This window comes from Marinobacter lutaoensis (assembly GCF_001981305.1).
In the GTDB taxonomy this organism is placed as follows: Bacteria; Pseudomonadota; Gammaproteobacteria; order Pseudomonadales; family Oleiphilaceae; genus Marinobacter; species Marinobacter lutaoensis.
In genome coordinates this window covers 79,035-95,596 of sequence record NZ_MSCW01000012.1, presented here as the reverse complement: position 1 = coordinate 95,596, position 16,562 = coordinate 79,035, and the positions used below count along the sequence as shown (strand labels likewise).

Here is a 16,562-nt window from a genome sequence, read left to right as displayed (position 1 = left end):
CGCCTGTGTGCTGTCGCGCGGTGTTTAGGAGGTTGTTTCCTGAAGCTCGATGCGCAGGGGGTCCGGGCCGCGCAGTTTGATGCGCTGATGCGCGTCCAGCGCCAGTACCTTGCCGGTGACATCCGGCTGGATCGGCAGCTCCCGCGCACCGAGGTCGATCAGGGTCGCCAGTATGATACTGGCTGGACGGCCATAGTCGAAGATTTCATTCATCGCGGCACGGATGGTGCGGCCACTCATGATCACATCATCGATCAGGAGAATATCCCGGCCTTCGGTGTCGAAGGGCAGGCTGGAGGGCTTCACCCGGGGGTTCAGGCCGATCCGGCTGAAGTCGTCGCGATAAAAGGAGATGTCCAGTTCACCGAACGGTTCCCGGATATCCAGGCGTTTGCTCAGGACATCCGCCAGCCAGACGCCGCCGGTACGAATGCCGATCACCACCGGCGAGTGCACCTGGCGTTCGCTGAGGATGCGGCGCACCCCGGCTTCCATTTCATCCAGCAACCGGTCAATGTCCAACTGTGCGGTCATGGTGTTCTCTCTCGCTCTGTCATTGGCTCAGGGTGCGACGCCGGCCCCGGGGTCCCGGAACCAGGTTTCCAGAATCAGCACCGCCGCCCGGTCATCGACACCATGGCGGCCGAAGTCGCGGCTGCCACCGCCGGCGATCACCTCGCCCTTGGCCTCGAAGCTGGTCAAGCGCTCATCCACCATCGTCACCGGACAATGGAAGCGGCCGTGCAGGCGCTTGCCAAACTTGCGCGCCCGGGCGCACATGTCATTCTCGCTGCCGTCCATGTTCAGGGGCAATCCCACCAGCACCCTGTCCGGTCGCCATTCGTCGAGCAGGCCCTGAATCCGGGCCCAGTCCGGGATGCCGTCCCGGGCGGGAATGAGCGCCAGGGGCTCGCCGGTTCCCAGCAGCTCCTGGCCGACCGCCACGCCGATCCGGCGCAGGCCGAAATCGAACGCCATCACCCGGCGCAGCCCCGTATCAGGCATGCCCCACCGTGTCCGTCAGTTGATTCAGGTCGATGCCAAGCCGCGCCAGCACCGCCTGGTACTTCTTTTCCGGCGGCGTACCGAACAGCAGGTCGGCTGACGCCGGGCAGGTCAGCCAGGCATTGCCGGCCAGTTCCTCCTCCAGCTGACCGGCGGCCCAGCCGGAGTAGCCCAGGGCCACCAGAAACGACGACGGCCCCTCGCCCCGGCCGATGGCCTCGAGGATGTCCCGGGAGGTGGTCAGCCAAACGTCATCGGCAACCGGTGCCGTGCTCTGCCAGAAACTGCCCGGCACATGCAGAACGAAGCCCCGCTCCTGTTGCACCGGACCTCCGTTGTATACCGGCTCCGCCCGGTCCGCACCCGGCATTTCCAGCTGGGACAAAATCTCACCCAGAGCCAGGCTCATGGGGTGGTTCACCATCAGCCCGAGGGCCCCCTCCTGCGAGTGGTCACACAGGTAGATGACGCCACCGTGGAAGCGGGGGTCGGCGAGCCAGGGCGAGGCCACCAGGAAATGATGGCGCAGGCTGTCGGCGTTTGCATGGGTCGCGGTCATCCGGATGTCAGCCCCCGTTTCTGGAAGGACCAGGTTCGTATGATTTCAAGCTCATCCACTTCCTTGCGCATGTCTTCCGGGAACGGCGCGAAGGGCGAGGCCATCCGCACGATCCGAATGGCGGCATCATCCAGGATACGGCTGCCCGACGACTGCAGGATGGCCACTTCCTTGATTGTGCCATCTTTCCTCAGGGATACCAGCATTCTCAGCGTTCCGTAGATACCGGCCCGGCGTGCCTCGGTGGGGTAGTTGATGTTGCCGACCCGGGTGACCTTGCTCACCCAGTTCTGTACATACCAGGCGTTGGATGACTTCAGGGTGGAGGCGGCGGTCACCCGCATCACCCGGGGTTTGCGGGCATAGGCCCGCTGCTGGGCATCGAACCGCGCCTCCAGGCTGGCGATTTCCAGGCTGCGCTCCATCAGGCTCCTTTTTTCACGGACCGGCAGCGGCGCATCATCGACGCGGGGCGAGGGGTCGGCGGCGGTGCGCTCCGACGGCCCGGTGGTGCGGACCACCGCCCGCTCCTGCCGGGGCACGGGCTCCGGTCGAGACGCGGGTTCCGGCTGCACCGGGGCCGGCTCCGGCTGGCTCAGCTCGGACGGCTGTGGCGTGGTCATCTCCTGCACAGTTTCCTCAGTGCCACTGCCCTGCTGGTTGGTCTGGGCCAGGAAATCCGCCTTGTCCGGCGCTTCCGCGTCATCGAACTGAGACAGCGTGATCTCCATGGTCTGCGCGGAGGCGCGGGGCGACTCCGGGGAAAAAGTGATCCCGAGCACGATCACCGCGTGCACCGCCAGCGCCACGAACAGCGTGAAGGAAAACCGGTCGAAATCGCTTACCTGAACCGACATGCCTGTTTCCGATCCGTTGGTGATGACCCGGCCGCGGCCGTCAGCCTCGCAGCCGCGCCTCGATGGCGTCCATCAGCAGCCCGGCGATATCGATGCCGAAGGCGGCATCCAGCTCACGGATACAGGTCGGGCTGGTGACGTTGATTTCGGTCAGATAGTCGCCGATGACATCGAGGCCGACGAACATCAGCCCCTTTTCCCGGATCACCGGGGCCACCCGGGCACAGATCTCCCGGTCACGCTCGGTCAGCTCCCGCCCCTCGCCACGACCGCCGGCGGCCAGATTGCCCCGGTTCTCGCCCTGGGAAGGGATCCGGGCCAGGGCGTAGGGCACCGGCTCGCCATCGATCAGCAGGATGCGCTTGTCGCCGTCGCGGATTTCGGGAATGAACTTCTGCGCCATCGCCTGGTGGGCACCGTACTGGGTCAGGGTTTCGATGATGACCCCCAGGTTGGCGTCGTTCTCCCGCACCCGGAAAATCGAGTGGCCGCCCATGCCGTCCACCGGCTTCATGATGATGTCACCGTGACGGGCGTGGAATTCCCGGAAGCGCCGGGCCGAGCGGCTCACCAGCAGCGGCGGGGTCAGGTCCTCGAACTGGGTGGCGAACAGCTTTTCATTGCAGTCGCGCAGTGCAGCGGCCGGATTGACCACCAACGCGCCCTGCCGTTCGGCCGCCTCCAGAATGTAGGTAGCCATCAGGAACTCGCGGTCCACCGGTGGGTCCTTGCGCATCAGGATGACGTCCAGGTCGCCCAGGGCCCGGTCCTGGCTGCCACCGAAGCTGTACCAGTTTTCCGGATCCAGATGCACCGTCAGGTCCCGGGTGTGGGCCATGGCCCGCCCCCCCTCCAGGTACAGGTCCGGCAGTTCCATGTATTCCAGTGACCAGCCCCGCTTCTGGGCGGCCAGCAGCATGGCCAGGGAACTGTCTTTCTTGAAGTGGATGTCGGCAATGGGATCCATCACGATCCCGAGTCGGATAGTCATAGCGCCTCGTCGGTACCTGGAAGAAAAAACACGAACCGGTCAACAGAGAAAACCGGACATCAATGCTATGCTGAATGAGCTGATGGTATTGTACCCGAGTCCGGAATGCATCCGGAGATCTCTTTCGATCACGCCGTGACCACGCGGGCAGAAGTACATTTGGTCACAAACAAACACTTTTTATATCGCCGTTCATAATCTATAACTGAGCGGGGTTTATAGAAGAACCTTAAGGTTTGTGCTAAAAACCCTCGCTTGCAAACAAAGACAGTCGCTGAGCGCAAGGCAGTTGGACAATGGATGACAACTTCGAGAACTTGAAGATCATGGTGATCGACGATAGCAAGACCATCCGTCGCACCGCGGAAACCCTCCTCAAGAAGGTCGGCTGTGAGGTCATCACCGCGACCGACGGCTTTGACGCTCTGGCCAAGATCGCCGACTCCCAACCGGACATCATCTTTGTTGACATCATGATGCCCCGCCTGGACGGGTACCAGACCTGCGCGCTGATCAAGAACAACTCCTCTTTCAAGAAAACGCCGGTTATCATGCTTTCCAGCAAGGACGGTCTGTTCGACAAGGCCAAGGGGCGCATCGTCGGCTCCGACCAGTACCTGACGAAACCGTTCAGCAAGGACGAACTGCTCAATACCATCCGCCAATACGTACCTCAAGCGGAAAAGTAACCCTGCAGACAGCTAGAAACATCGAGGAAACCATGGCCCGCATTCTGATTGTTGACGACTCCCCCACCGAGGTGAAGAAAATCTCCAGCATTCTGGAAAAGCACCAGCACGAGGTCCTGACCGCCGACAACGGCGCCGACGGCGTGGCCAAGGCCCGGGCGGAAACCCCGGACCTGGTGCTGATGGATGTGGTCATGCCCGGTCTCAATGGCTTCCAGGCCACCCGGCAACTGACCCGGGCCCCGGAAACCGCGTCCATTCCGGTGGTGATCGTGACCACCAAGGACCAGGAAACCGATCGCGTCTGGGGCACTCGCCAGGGCGCCAAGGGTTACCTGGTCAAGCCGGTCGACGAGGATGACCTGATCAAGACCATCAACAGCCTGATCGCTTGACCCCCAACCATGGAGTAAGCATGTCCGCCCAGGCCGCCCCCTTCGCCGTTCTGACGGATATCGCCCAGCGCAGCCGGTCCATGGCCGCCGGCCTGCCGGAACAACAGGAAGTCGTCGAACTCTGGAACGGCATTGGCTTCGTGCTCTCGGGACAGCGCTATGTCGCGCCCATGGGCGAGGTGACGGAAATTCTCCATGTGCCCAGGTTCACCCGGGTTCCGGGCGTCCGGTCGTTCCTGCTGGGTGCCGCCAACGTCCGCGGCCGCCTGCTTCCCCTGGTCGACCTGGCCAGTTTTTTCGAGATCCCCCGCTCTTCCCGCAGCCAGCGGGAACGGCGGGTTCTTGTTGTTGAGCAGGGCGAGATATTCAGCGGCCTGGTGGTCGACAGCGTGCTCGGCATGCAGTATTTCGCCGCCGACAGTTTCCGGGAAACGCCCGACGGCGTGCCCGATACCGTTCGTCCGTTCGTGACCGGCGGATACGAACGCAACGAAGAAGTCTGGAACGTGTTCTCGGCCGCCGACTTGGTGACCGACGAGCGCTTTCTGGACGTCGCACAGTGGTGAGGGTGACGACTTTGGCAGGTGCATCGCCCTGACCGTCCGAAGCCATTCGACAGACTTGCCAAAACCTTGGAGAGGCCGGGAGCCAGAAAATGAAAAACAGAGCCGGAAGATTCAGTAGGGGACAGGGAGGCAACAAGCTGGTTGCCGGCCTGATCGCGGCGCTGATCGCACTTACCGTCCTGCTCGTTGTCGTGCTGTTCATCATCAACCGGGACAGCCAGAACGACCAGCGATACATCGCCCACACCGCGGAACTGCGGGTACTCTCGCAGGCCATCGCGAAGAACGCGACAGAAGCGGCCGGAGGCACCGCGGAAGCCTTCGACCAGCTGCGTCGCTCCCGTGACGAATTCCAGCAGCTCTGGTCCTACGTAACCGAAGGCAACCCGGAAACCGGGCTGCCGGCCAGCGACATGGCCAAGCAGAGCGGGGTTCAGCAGAACTGGGACACCGTCCGGGCCAATGCCGACAGCATCCTGTCGACCCGGGACGCGGTCCTGGGCCTGCATGAGGTGGCCCGGACCCTGAACGAGACCATCCCGCAGCTTCAGGTAGAATACGACGACATCGTCCAGATTCTGCTGGACAACGACGCTCCGGCCGAGCAGGTGGCCCTGGCCCAGCGCCAGGCCCTGCTGGCCGAGCGTATCGTCCGCTCCGTCAACAACGTACTGTCGGGTGATGAGGACGCGGTCATCGCCGCCGACCGCTTCGGCCGTGACGCCAGCCTGTTCGGCCGGGTACTGGACGGCCAGCTGAACGGTAACGATGCCATGGGCATCACCAAGGTGACCGACGAGGACGCCATCTACGGCCTGGAAGCTGTGGATGAGCTGTTCGAATTCGTGTCCCAGAACGTGGACGCCATCCTGGAAGCCTCCCCGGACCTCTTCAAGGTACGCACCGCCGCCAGCGAGATCTTCCAGAACTCCGAAATCCTGCTGTCCGAGCTGTCCGATCTGGCGGAAAGCTTCCGCAACCAGTCCTCCTCCCGGCTGGTCAGCCCGACCCTGGCCTTCGTGATCCTCGCGGCCATGGTCGCCATCGTCGTGATCATCGGCCTGGCCCTGTACCGTGAAGCCCAGGCACGCCTCGCCGCCACCCAGGCCCAGAACGAACAGAACCAGAACGCGATCCTGCGACTGCTGGACGAATTGGCCGACTTGGCCGACGGTGACCTCACCACCGAAGCCACGGTTACCGAGGACTTCACCGGCGCCATCGCCGACTCCATCAACTACGCGATCGACCAGATGCGCGGCCTGGTACAGGCCATCCGGAACACCGCGGTGCGGGTAGCCTCGGCAGCCCAGGAAACCCAGGCCACCGCCATGCACCTGGCCGATGCCTCCGAGCACCAAGCCCAGGAAATCGCCGGCGCCTCCGCGGCGGTGAACGAAATGGCGGTTTCCATCGACCAGGTATCCTCCAACGCCGCCGAATCGTCCGCGGTGGCGGAGCGGTCGGTTGCGATCGCGAAGAAAGGTGCGGAGGTGGTGCAGAACACCATCCGCGGCATGGACAACATCCGTGAGCAGATCCAGGAAACGTCCAAGCGGATCAAGCGGCTGGGTGAATCCTCTCAGGAAATCGGCGACATCGTATCGCTGATCAACGACATCGCCGACCAGACCAACATCCTGTCCCTGAACGCCGCGATCCAGGCGTCCATGGCCGGTGACGCCGGCCGGGGCTTCGCGGTGGTCGCGGACGAAGTGCAACGGCTGGCGGAACGCTCCTCCGCCGCCACCAAGCAGATCGAGGCTCTGGTTAAGACCATCCAGTCCGACACCAACGAGGCGGTTATCTCCATGGAACACACCACCGCCGAGGTGGTCCGGGGAGCCCGCCTGGCCCAGGACGCGGGTATCGCGCTCGAGGAAATCGAGAACGTATCCATGAGTCTGGCGGAACTGATCCAGAACATCTCCAACGCGGCGCGTCAGCAGTCGTCCTCCGCGGCGCACATTTCCAACACCATGAACGTCATCCAGGAAATCACCTCGCAGACGTCCGCCGGTACCAACGCCACCGCCAAGTCCATCGGCAACCTGGCAGAAATGGCCGCCGAACTGCGGGCTTCCGTGGCTGGCTTCACCCTGCCGGACGAGGACGAGACCGACCAGGAGCTGAAGGAAGATACCGACGTTCCGGTGGTGAGTTGACGGCACCCGGTCTCTGGTTGTTGACGGCTTATGGCGCCCATGCATAACAACCTGTCACCGGCTGACGGCCTCTGGTCGCTGCGCCGGACGCCCGACATGGACGAGGCACAGTTCAGCCAGTGGCAGGCCCTGCTGGAACATCGGACCGGCATCACCCTGTCGCCCGAGCGCCGCTCGTTTCTGGAGACCAACCTGGGGATCCGGATGCGGGAAATCGGCTGTCCCAGCTACCAGGCTTACTACGAGAAAATCGTGTCCGGACCGGATGCGATCGTGGAGTGGGCCACGCTGGTCGACCGGCTGACCGTTCAGGAAACCCGCTTTTTCCGGGACCCCGACGCCTTTCGCCTGGTTTCCGACTATGTCCTGACGCGGCCGCGTGAGCAGCTGCGCCGGCGCCCGCTGGAAGCCTGGAGCGTGGGCTGCTCGACCGGCGAGGAGCCTTACACACTGGCGATGGTACTGAACGAGTGCATGAACCAACTGGCGCTCAAGCCGCTGTTCGGGGTAACCGGCTCCGATATCAGCCAGCCGGCCATCGAAAAGGCCCGGCGCGGGCAGTTCAACGCCCGCAAGTTGCAGGGCGTGGAGGAAACGCTGAAACAGCGCTATTTCCGTCCCGCCGAGCGCAACACCGTGGAGGTGGTCGACAGCCTCCGGGAGCGGGTGTGCTTTGCCAGACTCAACGTACTGGATCTGGACACGGCCCCCATGCACGGCATGAACATCATCTTTTGCCAGAACCTGCTGATCTATTTCCGCCGCTGGCGCCGGCGGGAAATCGTGAAACGGCTTGCAGAACGGCTGGCGCCCGGGGGACTGCTGGTGCTGGGCCAGGGTGAGCTGACCGACTGGCAGCCACCCGGCCTGCAACGGGTCCCCTCGGAACATGTCCTGGCGTGGATCAAGCGCCAGGCCGACGAAGAATAACCGGAGTGGTTATGGGCAATCACCATGACAGCATCGCCCTCGACTGGGTTCGGGGGGAAATACAGGACACGCTGACCCAAGGCCAGCATGCACTGGAAGCGTATGTCGAAAACCGAGACGACACCGCGCGCCTGCGCTTCTGCCTGAACTACCTCCACCAGGTGCACGGCACCCTGCAAATGGTGGAGCTGTACGGTGCGGCCCTGCTCACCGAGGAAATGGAAAAGCTCACCCAGGCAATCCTGAACGACCAGGTCAGCAACGTCGATGACGCCGTGGACGTACTGATGCAGGCCATCCTGCAGCTGCCCCATTACCTGGAACACCTGGCCAGCAGCCGGGACGACTTCCCCATGGTGCTGCTGCCCTTGCTGAACGACCTCCGGGCCGCCCGGGGCGAGTCGCTGTTGTCCGACACCTCGTTGTTCAAACCGGACCTGAGCCGGGCCCGGCAACCATCGGGCAACCCCAGGGCCGGGCAGCGGCTGCGGGACCCAAACGTTCAGGGCCACGTGCGCAAGCTGCGCCAGATGTACCAGTTCGCACTGGCCGGGGTGGTGCGCGAGGAAAACCTGGACGCACAGTTCGACTACCTGCAGAAGGTCCTCCAGCGCCTGATCCGGCTGTGCCAGAAAACCCCCCAGGGCGAGCTCTGGAAAGCCGCCGGCGCCTTCGTCGAAACCCTCCAGGCCAAGGTCAACCCGGTCAACGCCGCGGTCAAGTCCTTGCTGCGGCAACTGGACCTCGAAATCCGGCGCCTGACCGAAGAGCCCGACCGCATCCTGCAGCAGCCGGTCCCGGAAACCCTGCTCAAGCACCTGCTGTACTACGTAGCCCGCGCCCGTGACCTCGATACCCCCCAGGTCAACGCCCTGCGCAGCGACTATCGGCTGGATCTGGCGCTGCCCTCCGAACACGACGTCGACAGCGCCCGCAGCCGGGTGTCCGGGCCTGGACGCGAGGCCATCCACTCCGTGGTCAGCGCCCTTAACGAGGAGTTGGCCAAGCTCAAGGACCAGCTCGACCTGTTCGTGCGCTCGGAGATGCGCCAGAACCGTGAACTGGACGAACTGCTGCCGGGCCTGCGCCAGGTGGCCAACACCCTGGCGGTCCTGGGTCTGGGCATTCCACGCAAGGTGGTAACCGAGCAGATCGAACTGGTACAGCGACTGATCGCCCAGACCGAACGGGTCGACGACGGTACCCTGATGGACATCGCCGGCGCCCTGCTCTACGTCGAGGCCAGCCTGGCCGGCCTCGACGCCGATCGCCGGATCGAGCCGAGGGCCGGCGGCGACGGCGGAACCATGCCGGAGGGCTCCCGGGAGCTGGGCGAGGCCAATGCCGCCCTGCTCCGGGAATCCCGCAACACCCTGGAACAGGTGAAGTCCGCAATCGTCAACTTCATCGCGTCGCAGTGGGATGCCCGGGAAATCGAGCATGTCCCCGGCCTGTTGCACAGCATTCGCGGCGGCCTTGGCCTGATTCCCCTGGAGCGGGTGGCCAGCATGCTTGCCTCCGCCGAGCGCTACGTCACCGACGTGCTGCTGACCGGCCGGCAGGTGCCCGACTGGAAACAGCTGGATACCCTGGCCGACGCGGTGACCAGCATCGAGTACTACCTGGAACGCCTGGCCGAGGGCATCGACGACAACGAGGCGGTGCTGCGTATCGCCGAGGACAGCCTCGCCACTCTGGGCTTCCCGGTCGGTGCCGAGCCGACCTGGCAGGCCAGCGGGCCCGAGGCAGAGCCTCCGCTGGCGGAGGCGGAGGCGCCGGCCGCCGCCGTCGAGCCCGCCAAGGCGTCCGACGAGGAACTCCTGGACGACGAAATCCTCGGCATTTTCGTGGAGGAAGCCGAGGAAGTCCTGGACACCATCCGCGAACACTACCCACGCCTGAAGCAGAACCACGACGACCGGGACGCGCTCACGGAAGTGCGGCGCGCGTTCCACACCCTCAAGGGCAGCGGCCGTTTGGTGGGGGCCACCAGCATCGGTGAACTGGCCTGGGCAATCGAGAACCTGCTGAACCGGGTCATTGACCAGACACTCAAGCCCACCGACGACCTGTTTACCCTGGTGGACGACGTCAACGCGCGCATTCCCTCGCTGATCCAGGAATTCCGCGCCGGCCACCCCGATGGCGACGTCGAAGCCCTGATCCGTCGCGCCGAGGCAATGGCCGACACCCGCCGGGCCGAAACCGGGACTGGCCAGGCCCCAGCCGCCGGGGTCCCCGAGGCCGTTCAGCATGACGACGGCGAGCACGACCACATCGACCCCGAACCGGCCAGCATGCCCCAGGAGGACACCGGTGGGGACGACGACCTGATCGACGACGAAATCCTGGAAATTTTCGTGGAGGAAGCCGGGGAAGTCCTGGACACCATCCACGAATACCTGCCGATGTTGCTGCGTCAGCACGACGACCGCAGTGCCCTGGCGGAAGTTCGGCGGGCCTTCCATACCCTCAAGGGCAGCGGTCGCATGGTGGGCGCCACCGTGGTCGGCGAGCTGGCCTGGGCCGTGGAAAACATGCTGAACCGGGTCATCGACGGCAGCATCTTCATGAACGACGACATCGCCGGCCTGCTGCAGGACGTCACGGCAGCGCTGCCCGGGCTGGTGGACGACTTCGAGAAACGCCGCCCGACCTCGGTTGATGTGGCGCCCATGGAGGCACGGGCCAACGCCCTCGCCAACGGGGAGATCCCCGACGCCAGCGCCATGCCCGACGGCGATGCCCTGCCGGAAACCGACGACGATGCCCAGGATGAGCGCGGCGTCGACCCGGTTCTTCTGGAGATCTTCGAGAGCGAAGCGCAAACTCACCTGGAGACCTTGCGTGCCTTCCTGGCCGCCGCGAACGACAAGCCCTCGGTGGCCTACACCGACGACCTGTCCCGGGCTCTGCACACCCTCAAAGGCAGTGCCCACACCGCCGGCATCGAGCCCATCGCCACCGTGATCACGCCGCTGGAGCGTTTTGTCAAGGAAGCCCGGGCCCAGAACCGGCGCGCGGACCGCACGATACTGGACCTGATCGCCCAGACCTGTGAGTTCCTGGGACAGGGCTTGGCCCAACTCCGCCACTCGCCCCAGGCACCGCTGGCCGGCACCGAGGACTTCCTGACACGGCTCGACGAGGTCAGCCAGAACCTGTTGCGCAGCCACGACGAGACCCTGGCCGAGCCCCCCGAGGTTCGGCCCCGGTCGCAGCTGGTCCAGCTGTTTCTGGGCGAGGGCCTCGACATCGTCCTCGACGCCGAACAGATCCTGGACCAGTGGGCCCGGAATCCCCAGGAAACCGGACCGCTACAGTCGCTGCGCCAGGAGCTGGAACAGCTTACCCAGGGTGCGGCCGAGGCCGGTCTAACCGATGTTTCCGCCCTGGCAGGCGCGCTGACCCGTGTCTACCGCCATATTGCGGACCGGCAAGACGTGCCGGACGAGGGCTTCTTCAGCACCGTGCGCGAGGCCCACGAGCAGCTGATCAACATGATGGACCAGGTGGCCGCCGGCCTAGCAACGGAGCCGGCACCGGACCTGAACGCCCGCCTGGAAGCCCTGGCACCGGAAACACCGGCGCCGGATGCCTTCGAACAGGCGTTCACCGACGATTTGGAAGCGATCGACCTGAGCCTGGATCAGGACGAGCTGGAGCCGGCCGCGCCGGTGGACAGCGACGCCTCCGACAACGGCCCGCGGCCCCTGCCGGAGCTCGACGAAACCGACCCGACCATGGACCAGGAACTGGCCGACATCTTTTTGGAAGAAGCCCGCGACCTGGTCGACAGCACCGCCGAGGCCCTCCAGAGCTGGAGCGAGCAGACCGGCAACCTGGATCTCCTGCGCCTGCTCCAGCGTGACCTGCACACCCTCAAGGGCGGAGCCCGCCTGGCCGACATCCCGGCGATCGGCGACCTATCCCATGAGCTGGAAACCCTGTTCGAGGGCCTGACCGACCAACGCCTAGCCATCACCGATTCCCTGGCCGACCTGCTGTTCCGCTGCCACGACCGGCTGGCGGGCATGGTCGAAGCCCTGGACAACGGCGAAACACCGCGCCCTGCGCCGGACCTGATCGCAGAAATCCATGCCTACATGGGCAACGCCACCGGGCAGCGCCCGGTTACCGATGTCCAGGCCACCACTCCGGAGCCCGAGCCGGAAGCCACTCCCGAGCCCGCAGCCCTGGACCCCGAGCTGGTCGGCATCTTCCTGGAGGAAGCTTACGACCTGATCAACGCCACCGGCAGCGCCCTGCACAGCTGGAGCGAGGACCCGGCCAACACCGAGGTCGCCGCGGCACTGCAGCGGGACGTCCACACCCTTAAGGGCGGTGCCCGCATGGCCGGTGTCGAGGCCATTGGCGATCTCAGCCACGTACTCGAGGATCTGTTTGAGCGGGTCGCTCAAGGCCGTCTGGCCGCCACCGACGACATGCTCGACCTGTTGTTCGCCTGCCACGACCGGCTCGCCAACATGGTGGAACACGTGGCCACCCACAAACCCTGCGCACCGGCCACCGACCTGATTGAACAGGTCCAGGCCATCCTGCGTGGCGTCCCCCCTCGGGCCTCCCACGAGGCAGCCTCGAGCGCTGACGACACACCGGAGGCCGGCGCCGGCGACGACCTGATCGGCCTGTTCCTCGACGAGGGCCTGGAAATCCACGAGGCCATTGACGAATACCTGGCGCAATGGCGTGAGGCCCCGGACCAGTGGTCCGGCCTGGCCCAGCTGCAACAGGAGCTGCATACCCTCAAGGGGGGCGCCCGGCTGGCCGACGTGGACCCGGTCGCGGACCTGGCGGAAGCCTGGCATAACGCCCTCGAGACCCTGATCATCAGTAACCTCCCGCCGCAGACCCTGCTGGCGCTGAGCGACCGCGCCAGTGCCCGTCTCAGGGCCATGCTCGCGGCCCTGGAGGAGGGCCAGCGGCCGGAGCCGGAACCGGCGTTGCTCCAGGCGCTGTCCCAGGCGGTCTCGGAAGCCACCGACGGGGAACCGGCGACGCCGGCGGCCCCGGCCGCCGGCCCGACCGAGCCAGCGCCAGCCGAGGACAGCGTGGATCCGGAAGTGCTGGAAATCTTTCTGGAGGAAGCCGGCGAGATCATGGACCAGCTGGAGCAGCTGCTGGACGACTGGCGCAAGGAGCCGACGAACTACCATTTCAACCAGGAAGCCCAGCGGGCGCTGCACACCCTGAAGGGGGGCGCACGCCTGGCGCAGCTGACGGCGCTGGGGGATCAGGCCCATGCCTTCGAAACCCGCCTCATCGACCTCGGCGGCAACGCCCCCGACGAGAGCCAGTGGCAGGCCATCACCCAGGATCACGACGCCATCATGAGCCTGCTGGCCGAGGTTCGCGAGCGCTATCAGGGCGGCGCACCCGCCGCTCCGTCGGCACCGACCCCGACCACCGCCCCGGCGGCCGAAACACCGCCCCCGGCCCCCAGGCCCGCGCCGGTCCGGAACGAGTCGCGCAAACGGGCGCCGGAACCCCAGCGTTCACAGGAAACCATCCGGGTATCCGCACCCCTGCTGGACGAGCTGGTCAACCTCGCGGGCGAAACCAGTATCACCCGTGGTCGCCTGGAACAGCAGACCAGCGACTTCAGCCATACCCTTGAGGAAATGGCCGCCACCATCGAGCGTCTGCGGGAGCAACTGCGCCGCATGGAGATCGAGACCGAGGCCCAGATCCTGTTTCGGGCCGAACAGGAGCACGGCCCCAACTACGGCGACGAATTCGACCCGCTGGAGATGGACCGCTACTCCTCCATCCAGCAGCTGTCCCGGGCCCTGACCGAGTCCACCTCGGACCTGGCCGACCTGAGGGAAACCTTGGCGGAACGGGTGCGGGACGCAGAGACGTTGCTGGTGCAGCAGTCCCGCATCAACACGGAGCTCCAGGAGGGTCTGATGAAGACCCGAATGATTCCGTTTGCCTCGATGGTTCCCCGACTGCGCCGGATCGTGCGCCAGATCAGTACCGAACTCGGCAAGAAAGTGGACTTCGATGTCCGCAACGCCGAGGGCGAAATGGACCGCAACATCCTGGAGCGGATGATCGCGCCGCTTGAGCACATGCTGCGCAACGCCCTGGACCATGGCATCGAGGCGCCCGCCGACCGGCGCCAGGCCGGAAAACCGGAAACCGGGGAGGTTGTTCTTTCCCTGACCCGCGAAGGCGGCGACGTGGTTCTGCGCATGATGGACGACGGCCGGGGCATCCCCTCCGAGGTCATCCGTGACAAGGCGATCCGCCTGGGCATGATGCGCGAGGACGAGGAACTGAGCGAACGGGAGATCCTGCAGTTCATTCTCCAACCCGGTTTCTCCACCGCCGAGAAGGTCACCCAGATCTCCGGCCGGGGCGTGGGCATGGACGTGGTGGCCAGCGAGATCAAGCAGCTCGGGGGCAGTCTGGACATCGACTCGGCCCCCGGCCGGGGCACCACCTTCACGGTCCGCCTGCCGTTCACGGTGTCGGTGAACCGGGCCCTGATGGTGACCACCGGCGAGGACTTCTACGCCATTCCGCTGAATACCATCGAGGGGATCGTCCGGGTCAGCACCTATGAACTGGAGGAGTACTACAAGCCGGATGCGCCCCTGTACGAATACGCCGGGCAGAAGTACCGTCTGCAGTATCTGGGCAGCCTGCTCAACAGCGACCATCAGCCGAAGCTGCAAGGCCAGGCCCTGCCGCTGCCGGTGATCCTGGTTCGGGGTGCCGAGCAGCCCATGGCACTGCAGGTGGACAGCCTGATGGGCAGCCGGGAAATCGTGGTGAAGTCACTCGGGCCCCAGTTCAATTCGGTGCGGGGCGTGTCCGGAGCCACCATCCTCGGGGACGGCAACGTGGTGGTGATCCTCGACCTGCCGGCCATGATCCGTTCCGACATCCTGGCCGAGCGCCAGCGGCTGGCGAATCTGGAAAAAGCCCGGGAGGCAGCGCTGTATCAGGAACACGTCACCACGGTCATGGTGGTGGACGACTCGGTCACGGTACGCAAGGTGACCTCCCGTCTGCTGGAGCGCAACGGCATGGAAGTCATTACCGCGAAAGACGGCCTGGACGCGGTCGCCCAGTTGCAGGACCACAAGCCGGACATCATCCTGCTGGATATCGAGATGCCCCGGATGGACGGTTTCGAGGTGGCAAGCTTCGTGCGTCACGACGACAACCTGCGGGACACACCGATCTGCATGATCACGTCCCGGACCGGGGAGAAGCACCGGGAACGGGCGCTGGCCATCGGCGTGAACGAATACCTTGGCAAGCCGTTCCAGGAAGTCGAGCTGCTTGACACCATCAAGCGGCTGACCGGTGCCGAGTGATGACCGGCCGAAACGGCCGGCCGAAGGTCGGAATTCTCTCCGATAAGGTGCTGCAACGGCACCGCCTTCAGTCCGCCGCCGGCAAGTTCGGCCTGGACGTCAGCTTTTCCGGGGATCCGGAGCGGCTGCTGGGATACCCGGACTTCCCGGAAGCCAACCTCTGGCTGGTGACCCTGGCCGATGAAGTGGATCATCCGGCGCTGTTCGACCACCTGCTGGAGCAGGCGCAGGGCCCGGTCCTGTTTGGCCTGGACCTGGCGCCACGCCCCGGCAGCACCGACTATTTCCGCTGGGAACGGCGGCTGCTGGGGAAACTGGAACAGCAGCTGGGCCCGCTCGAGGAGCTCGAGTCCGAGAGCAACCTCCAGGCACTGGCCAACACGGTAGCGACGCCGGCCGGCGTGCCCCCCAGTCCCCGCTGGCTGGTCCCTGCCACCCCCGGCAGCCTGGCCGAGGAGGTGTGGGTGCTGGGCGCCTCCCTGGGCGGCCCCGCCGCCGTCAAGGCCTTTCTTGATCACCTGCCCCCGGGCCTGCCAGTGGCGTTCCTGTACGCCCAGCATATCGACGGCAACTTCACCGAAGTGCTGGCCCGGGTCCTGGGGCGTCATTCTCACTACACGCTCCGGGCCGCCGAGGAGGGCTACCGGCTGAAAAACGGGGATGTCGTCCTGATTCCGGTGGAGCGAGAATGGAAACTGGACGAGACCGGCGCCCTGACCGAGCTCAATCACCCCTGGCCCGGCCCCTATGGCCCCTCCATCGATCAGGTGCTGCTGAATGCCGCCGACCACTTCGGCAACCGCTGTCACGCCATCCTCTTTTCCGGCATGGGCAATGACGGCGCCATCGCCGCGCCCATGCTGAAGGCCTACGGCAGCCGGATCTGGGTGCAGGAGAGCCGCAGTTGCGGCAACAGTTCCATGCCCGAATCCGTGGCCGCCACCGGCTGCGTCAGCTTTTGCGGCACCCCCGAGGAGCTGGCCCGGGAACTGGTCAAAACCATCGAAGAGTCCTGCCTGCTGAAAAGCCGGCAGAAACGTGATTCCGCCTGAG

12 protein-coding genes are annotated in these 16,562 nt (G+C 65.2%); 7 read left to right on the top strand and 5 right to left on the bottom strand.

The genetic code is table 11. From position 1 onward, the window contains the following. Window positions 1–24 precede the first annotated feature (24 nt). Genes pyrR through gshB form a run of 5 tightly spaced genes read right to left on the bottom strand, consistent with a single transcriptional unit; the run spans window position 25 to window position 3,412 of the window. Window positions 25–534, bottom strand: a complete 510-nt coding sequence (gene pyrR, locus BTO32_RS16905; protein ID WP_076725840.1) for a bifunctional pyr operon transcriptional regulator/uracil phosphoribosyltransferase PyrR — start codon at window positions 532–534, stop codon at window positions 25–27. Between the two features lie 27 nt (window positions 535–561). After that, window positions 562–1,005, bottom strand: coding sequence for a Holliday junction resolvase RuvX (ruvX, locus tag BTO32_RS16900; protein ID WP_076725839.1), 444 nt, complete (start codon window positions 1,003–1,005; stop codon window positions 562–564). Next, window positions 998–1,564 carry a YqgE/AlgH family protein gene (locus tag BTO32_RS16895; RefSeq protein WP_076725838.1) on the bottom strand — a complete coding sequence of 189 codons (567 nt, stop codon included), beginning with the start codon at window positions 1,562–1,564 and terminating at the stop codon, window positions 998–1,000. Before BTO32_RS16895 ends, ruvX begins: the two co-directional genes overlap by 8 nt. Continuing rightward, complete coding sequence (locus BTO32_RS16890) at window positions 1,561–2,421, bottom strand: energy transducer TonB (protein WP_076725837.1); 861 nt, start codon at window positions 2,419–2,421, stop codon at window positions 1,561–1,563. The genes BTO32_RS16895 and BTO32_RS16890 overlap by 4 nt, the downstream gene beginning before the upstream one ends. 40 nt (window positions 2,422–2,461) lie before the next feature. Beyond that, window positions 2,462–3,412, bottom strand: coding sequence for a glutathione synthase (gene gshB, locus BTO32_RS16885; protein ID WP_076725836.1), 951 nt, complete (start codon window positions 3,410–3,412; stop codon window positions 2,462–2,464). A gap of 296 nt (window positions 3,413–3,708) precedes the next feature. Here gshB and pilG point away from each other — a divergent pair, with 296 nt between their 5' ends. The 7 genes from pilG (at window position 3,709) to BTO32_RS16850 (ending at window position 16,561) form a co-directional block, all read left to right on the top strand. Continuing rightward, window positions 3,709–4,101, top strand: a complete 393-nt coding sequence (pilG, locus tag BTO32_RS16880; RefSeq protein ID WP_076725835.1) for a twitching motility response regulator PilG — start codon at window positions 3,709–3,711, stop codon at window positions 4,099–4,101. Between the two features lie 32 nt (window positions 4,102–4,133). Further along, complete coding sequence (gene pilH, locus BTO32_RS16875; protein ID WP_076725834.1) at window positions 4,134–4,496, top strand: twitching motility response regulator PilH; 363 nt, start codon at window positions 4,134–4,136, stop codon at window positions 4,494–4,496. Window positions 4,497–4,516: 20 nt separating this feature from the next. Then, window positions 4,517–5,062: a chemotaxis protein CheW gene (locus tag BTO32_RS16870; protein WP_076725833.1), complete on the top strand. Its 546-nt coding sequence runs from the start codon at window positions 4,517–4,519 to the stop codon at window positions 5,060–5,062. Window positions 5,063–5,151: 89 nt separating this feature from the next. Next, window positions 5,152–7,227 carry a methyl-accepting chemotaxis protein gene (locus BTO32_RS16865; protein WP_076725832.1) on the top strand — a complete coding sequence of 692 codons (2,076 nt, stop codon included), beginning with the start codon at window positions 5,152–5,154 and terminating at the stop codon, window positions 7,225–7,227. A gap of 30 nt (window positions 7,228–7,257) precedes the next feature. After that, window positions 7,258–8,157, top strand: a complete 900-nt coding sequence (locus tag BTO32_RS16860; protein ID WP_076725831.1) for a CheR family methyltransferase — start codon at window positions 7,258–7,260, stop codon at window positions 8,155–8,157. 11 nt (window positions 8,158–8,168) lie between these two features. Next, window positions 8,169–15,509, top strand: a complete 7,341-nt coding sequence (locus BTO32_RS16855; protein ID WP_076725830.1) for an Hpt domain-containing protein — start codon at window positions 8,169–8,171, stop codon at window positions 15,507–15,509. Next, the gene (locus BTO32_RS16850; protein WP_076725829.1) at window positions 15,509–16,561 is read left to right on the top strand and encodes a chemotaxis protein CheB; all 1,053 of its coding nucleotides are present in this window, start codon (window positions 15,509–15,511) and stop codon (window positions 16,559–16,561) included. Before BTO32_RS16855 ends, BTO32_RS16850 begins: the two co-directional genes overlap by 1 nt. Window position 16,562 lies beyond the last annotated feature (1 nt).

What these genes read in the sequence shown, in the direction of transcription:
- pyrR (WP_076725840.1), bottom strand. Translation starts at nt 534, where the DNA reads ATGACCGCACAGTTGGACATTGACCGGTTGCTGGATGAAATGGAAGCC.
- ruvX (WP_076725839.1), bottom strand. Translation starts at nt 1,005, where the DNA reads ATGCCTGATACGGGGCTGCGCCGGGTGATGGCGTTCGATTTCGGCCTG.
- BTO32_RS16895 (WP_076725838.1), bottom strand. Translation starts at nt 1,564, where the DNA reads ATGACCGCGACCCATGCAAACGCCGACAGCCTGCGCCATCATTTCCTG.
- BTO32_RS16890 (WP_076725837.1), bottom strand. Translation starts at nt 2,421, where the DNA reads ATGTCGGTTCAGGTAAGCGATTTCGACCGGTTTTCCTTCACGCTGTTC.
- gshB (WP_076725836.1), bottom strand. Translation starts at nt 3,412, where the DNA reads ATGACTATCCGACTCGGGATCGTGATGGATCCCATTGCCGACATCCAC.
- pilG (WP_076725835.1), top strand. Translation starts at nt 3,709, where the DNA reads ATGGATGACAACTTCGAGAACTTGAAGATCATGGTGATCGACGATAGC.
- pilH (WP_076725834.1), top strand. Translation starts at nt 4,134, where the DNA reads ATGGCCCGCATTCTGATTGTTGACGACTCCCCCACCGAGGTGAAGAAA.
- BTO32_RS16870 (WP_076725833.1), top strand. Translation starts at nt 4,517, where the DNA reads ATGTCCGCCCAGGCCGCCCCCTTCGCCGTTCTGACGGATATCGCCCAG.
- BTO32_RS16865 (WP_076725832.1), top strand. Translation starts at nt 5,152, where the DNA reads ATGAAAAACAGAGCCGGAAGATTCAGTAGGGGACAGGGAGGCAACAAG.
- BTO32_RS16860 (WP_076725831.1), top strand. Translation starts at nt 7,258, where the DNA reads ATGGCGCCCATGCATAACAACCTGTCACCGGCTGACGGCCTCTGGTCG.
- BTO32_RS16855 (WP_076725830.1), top strand. Translation starts at nt 8,169, where the DNA reads ATGGGCAATCACCATGACAGCATCGCCCTCGACTGGGTTCGGGGGGAA.
- BTO32_RS16850 (WP_076725829.1), top strand. Translation starts at nt 15,509, where the DNA reads ATGACCGGCCGAAACGGCCGGCCGAAGGTCGGAATTCTCTCCGATAAG.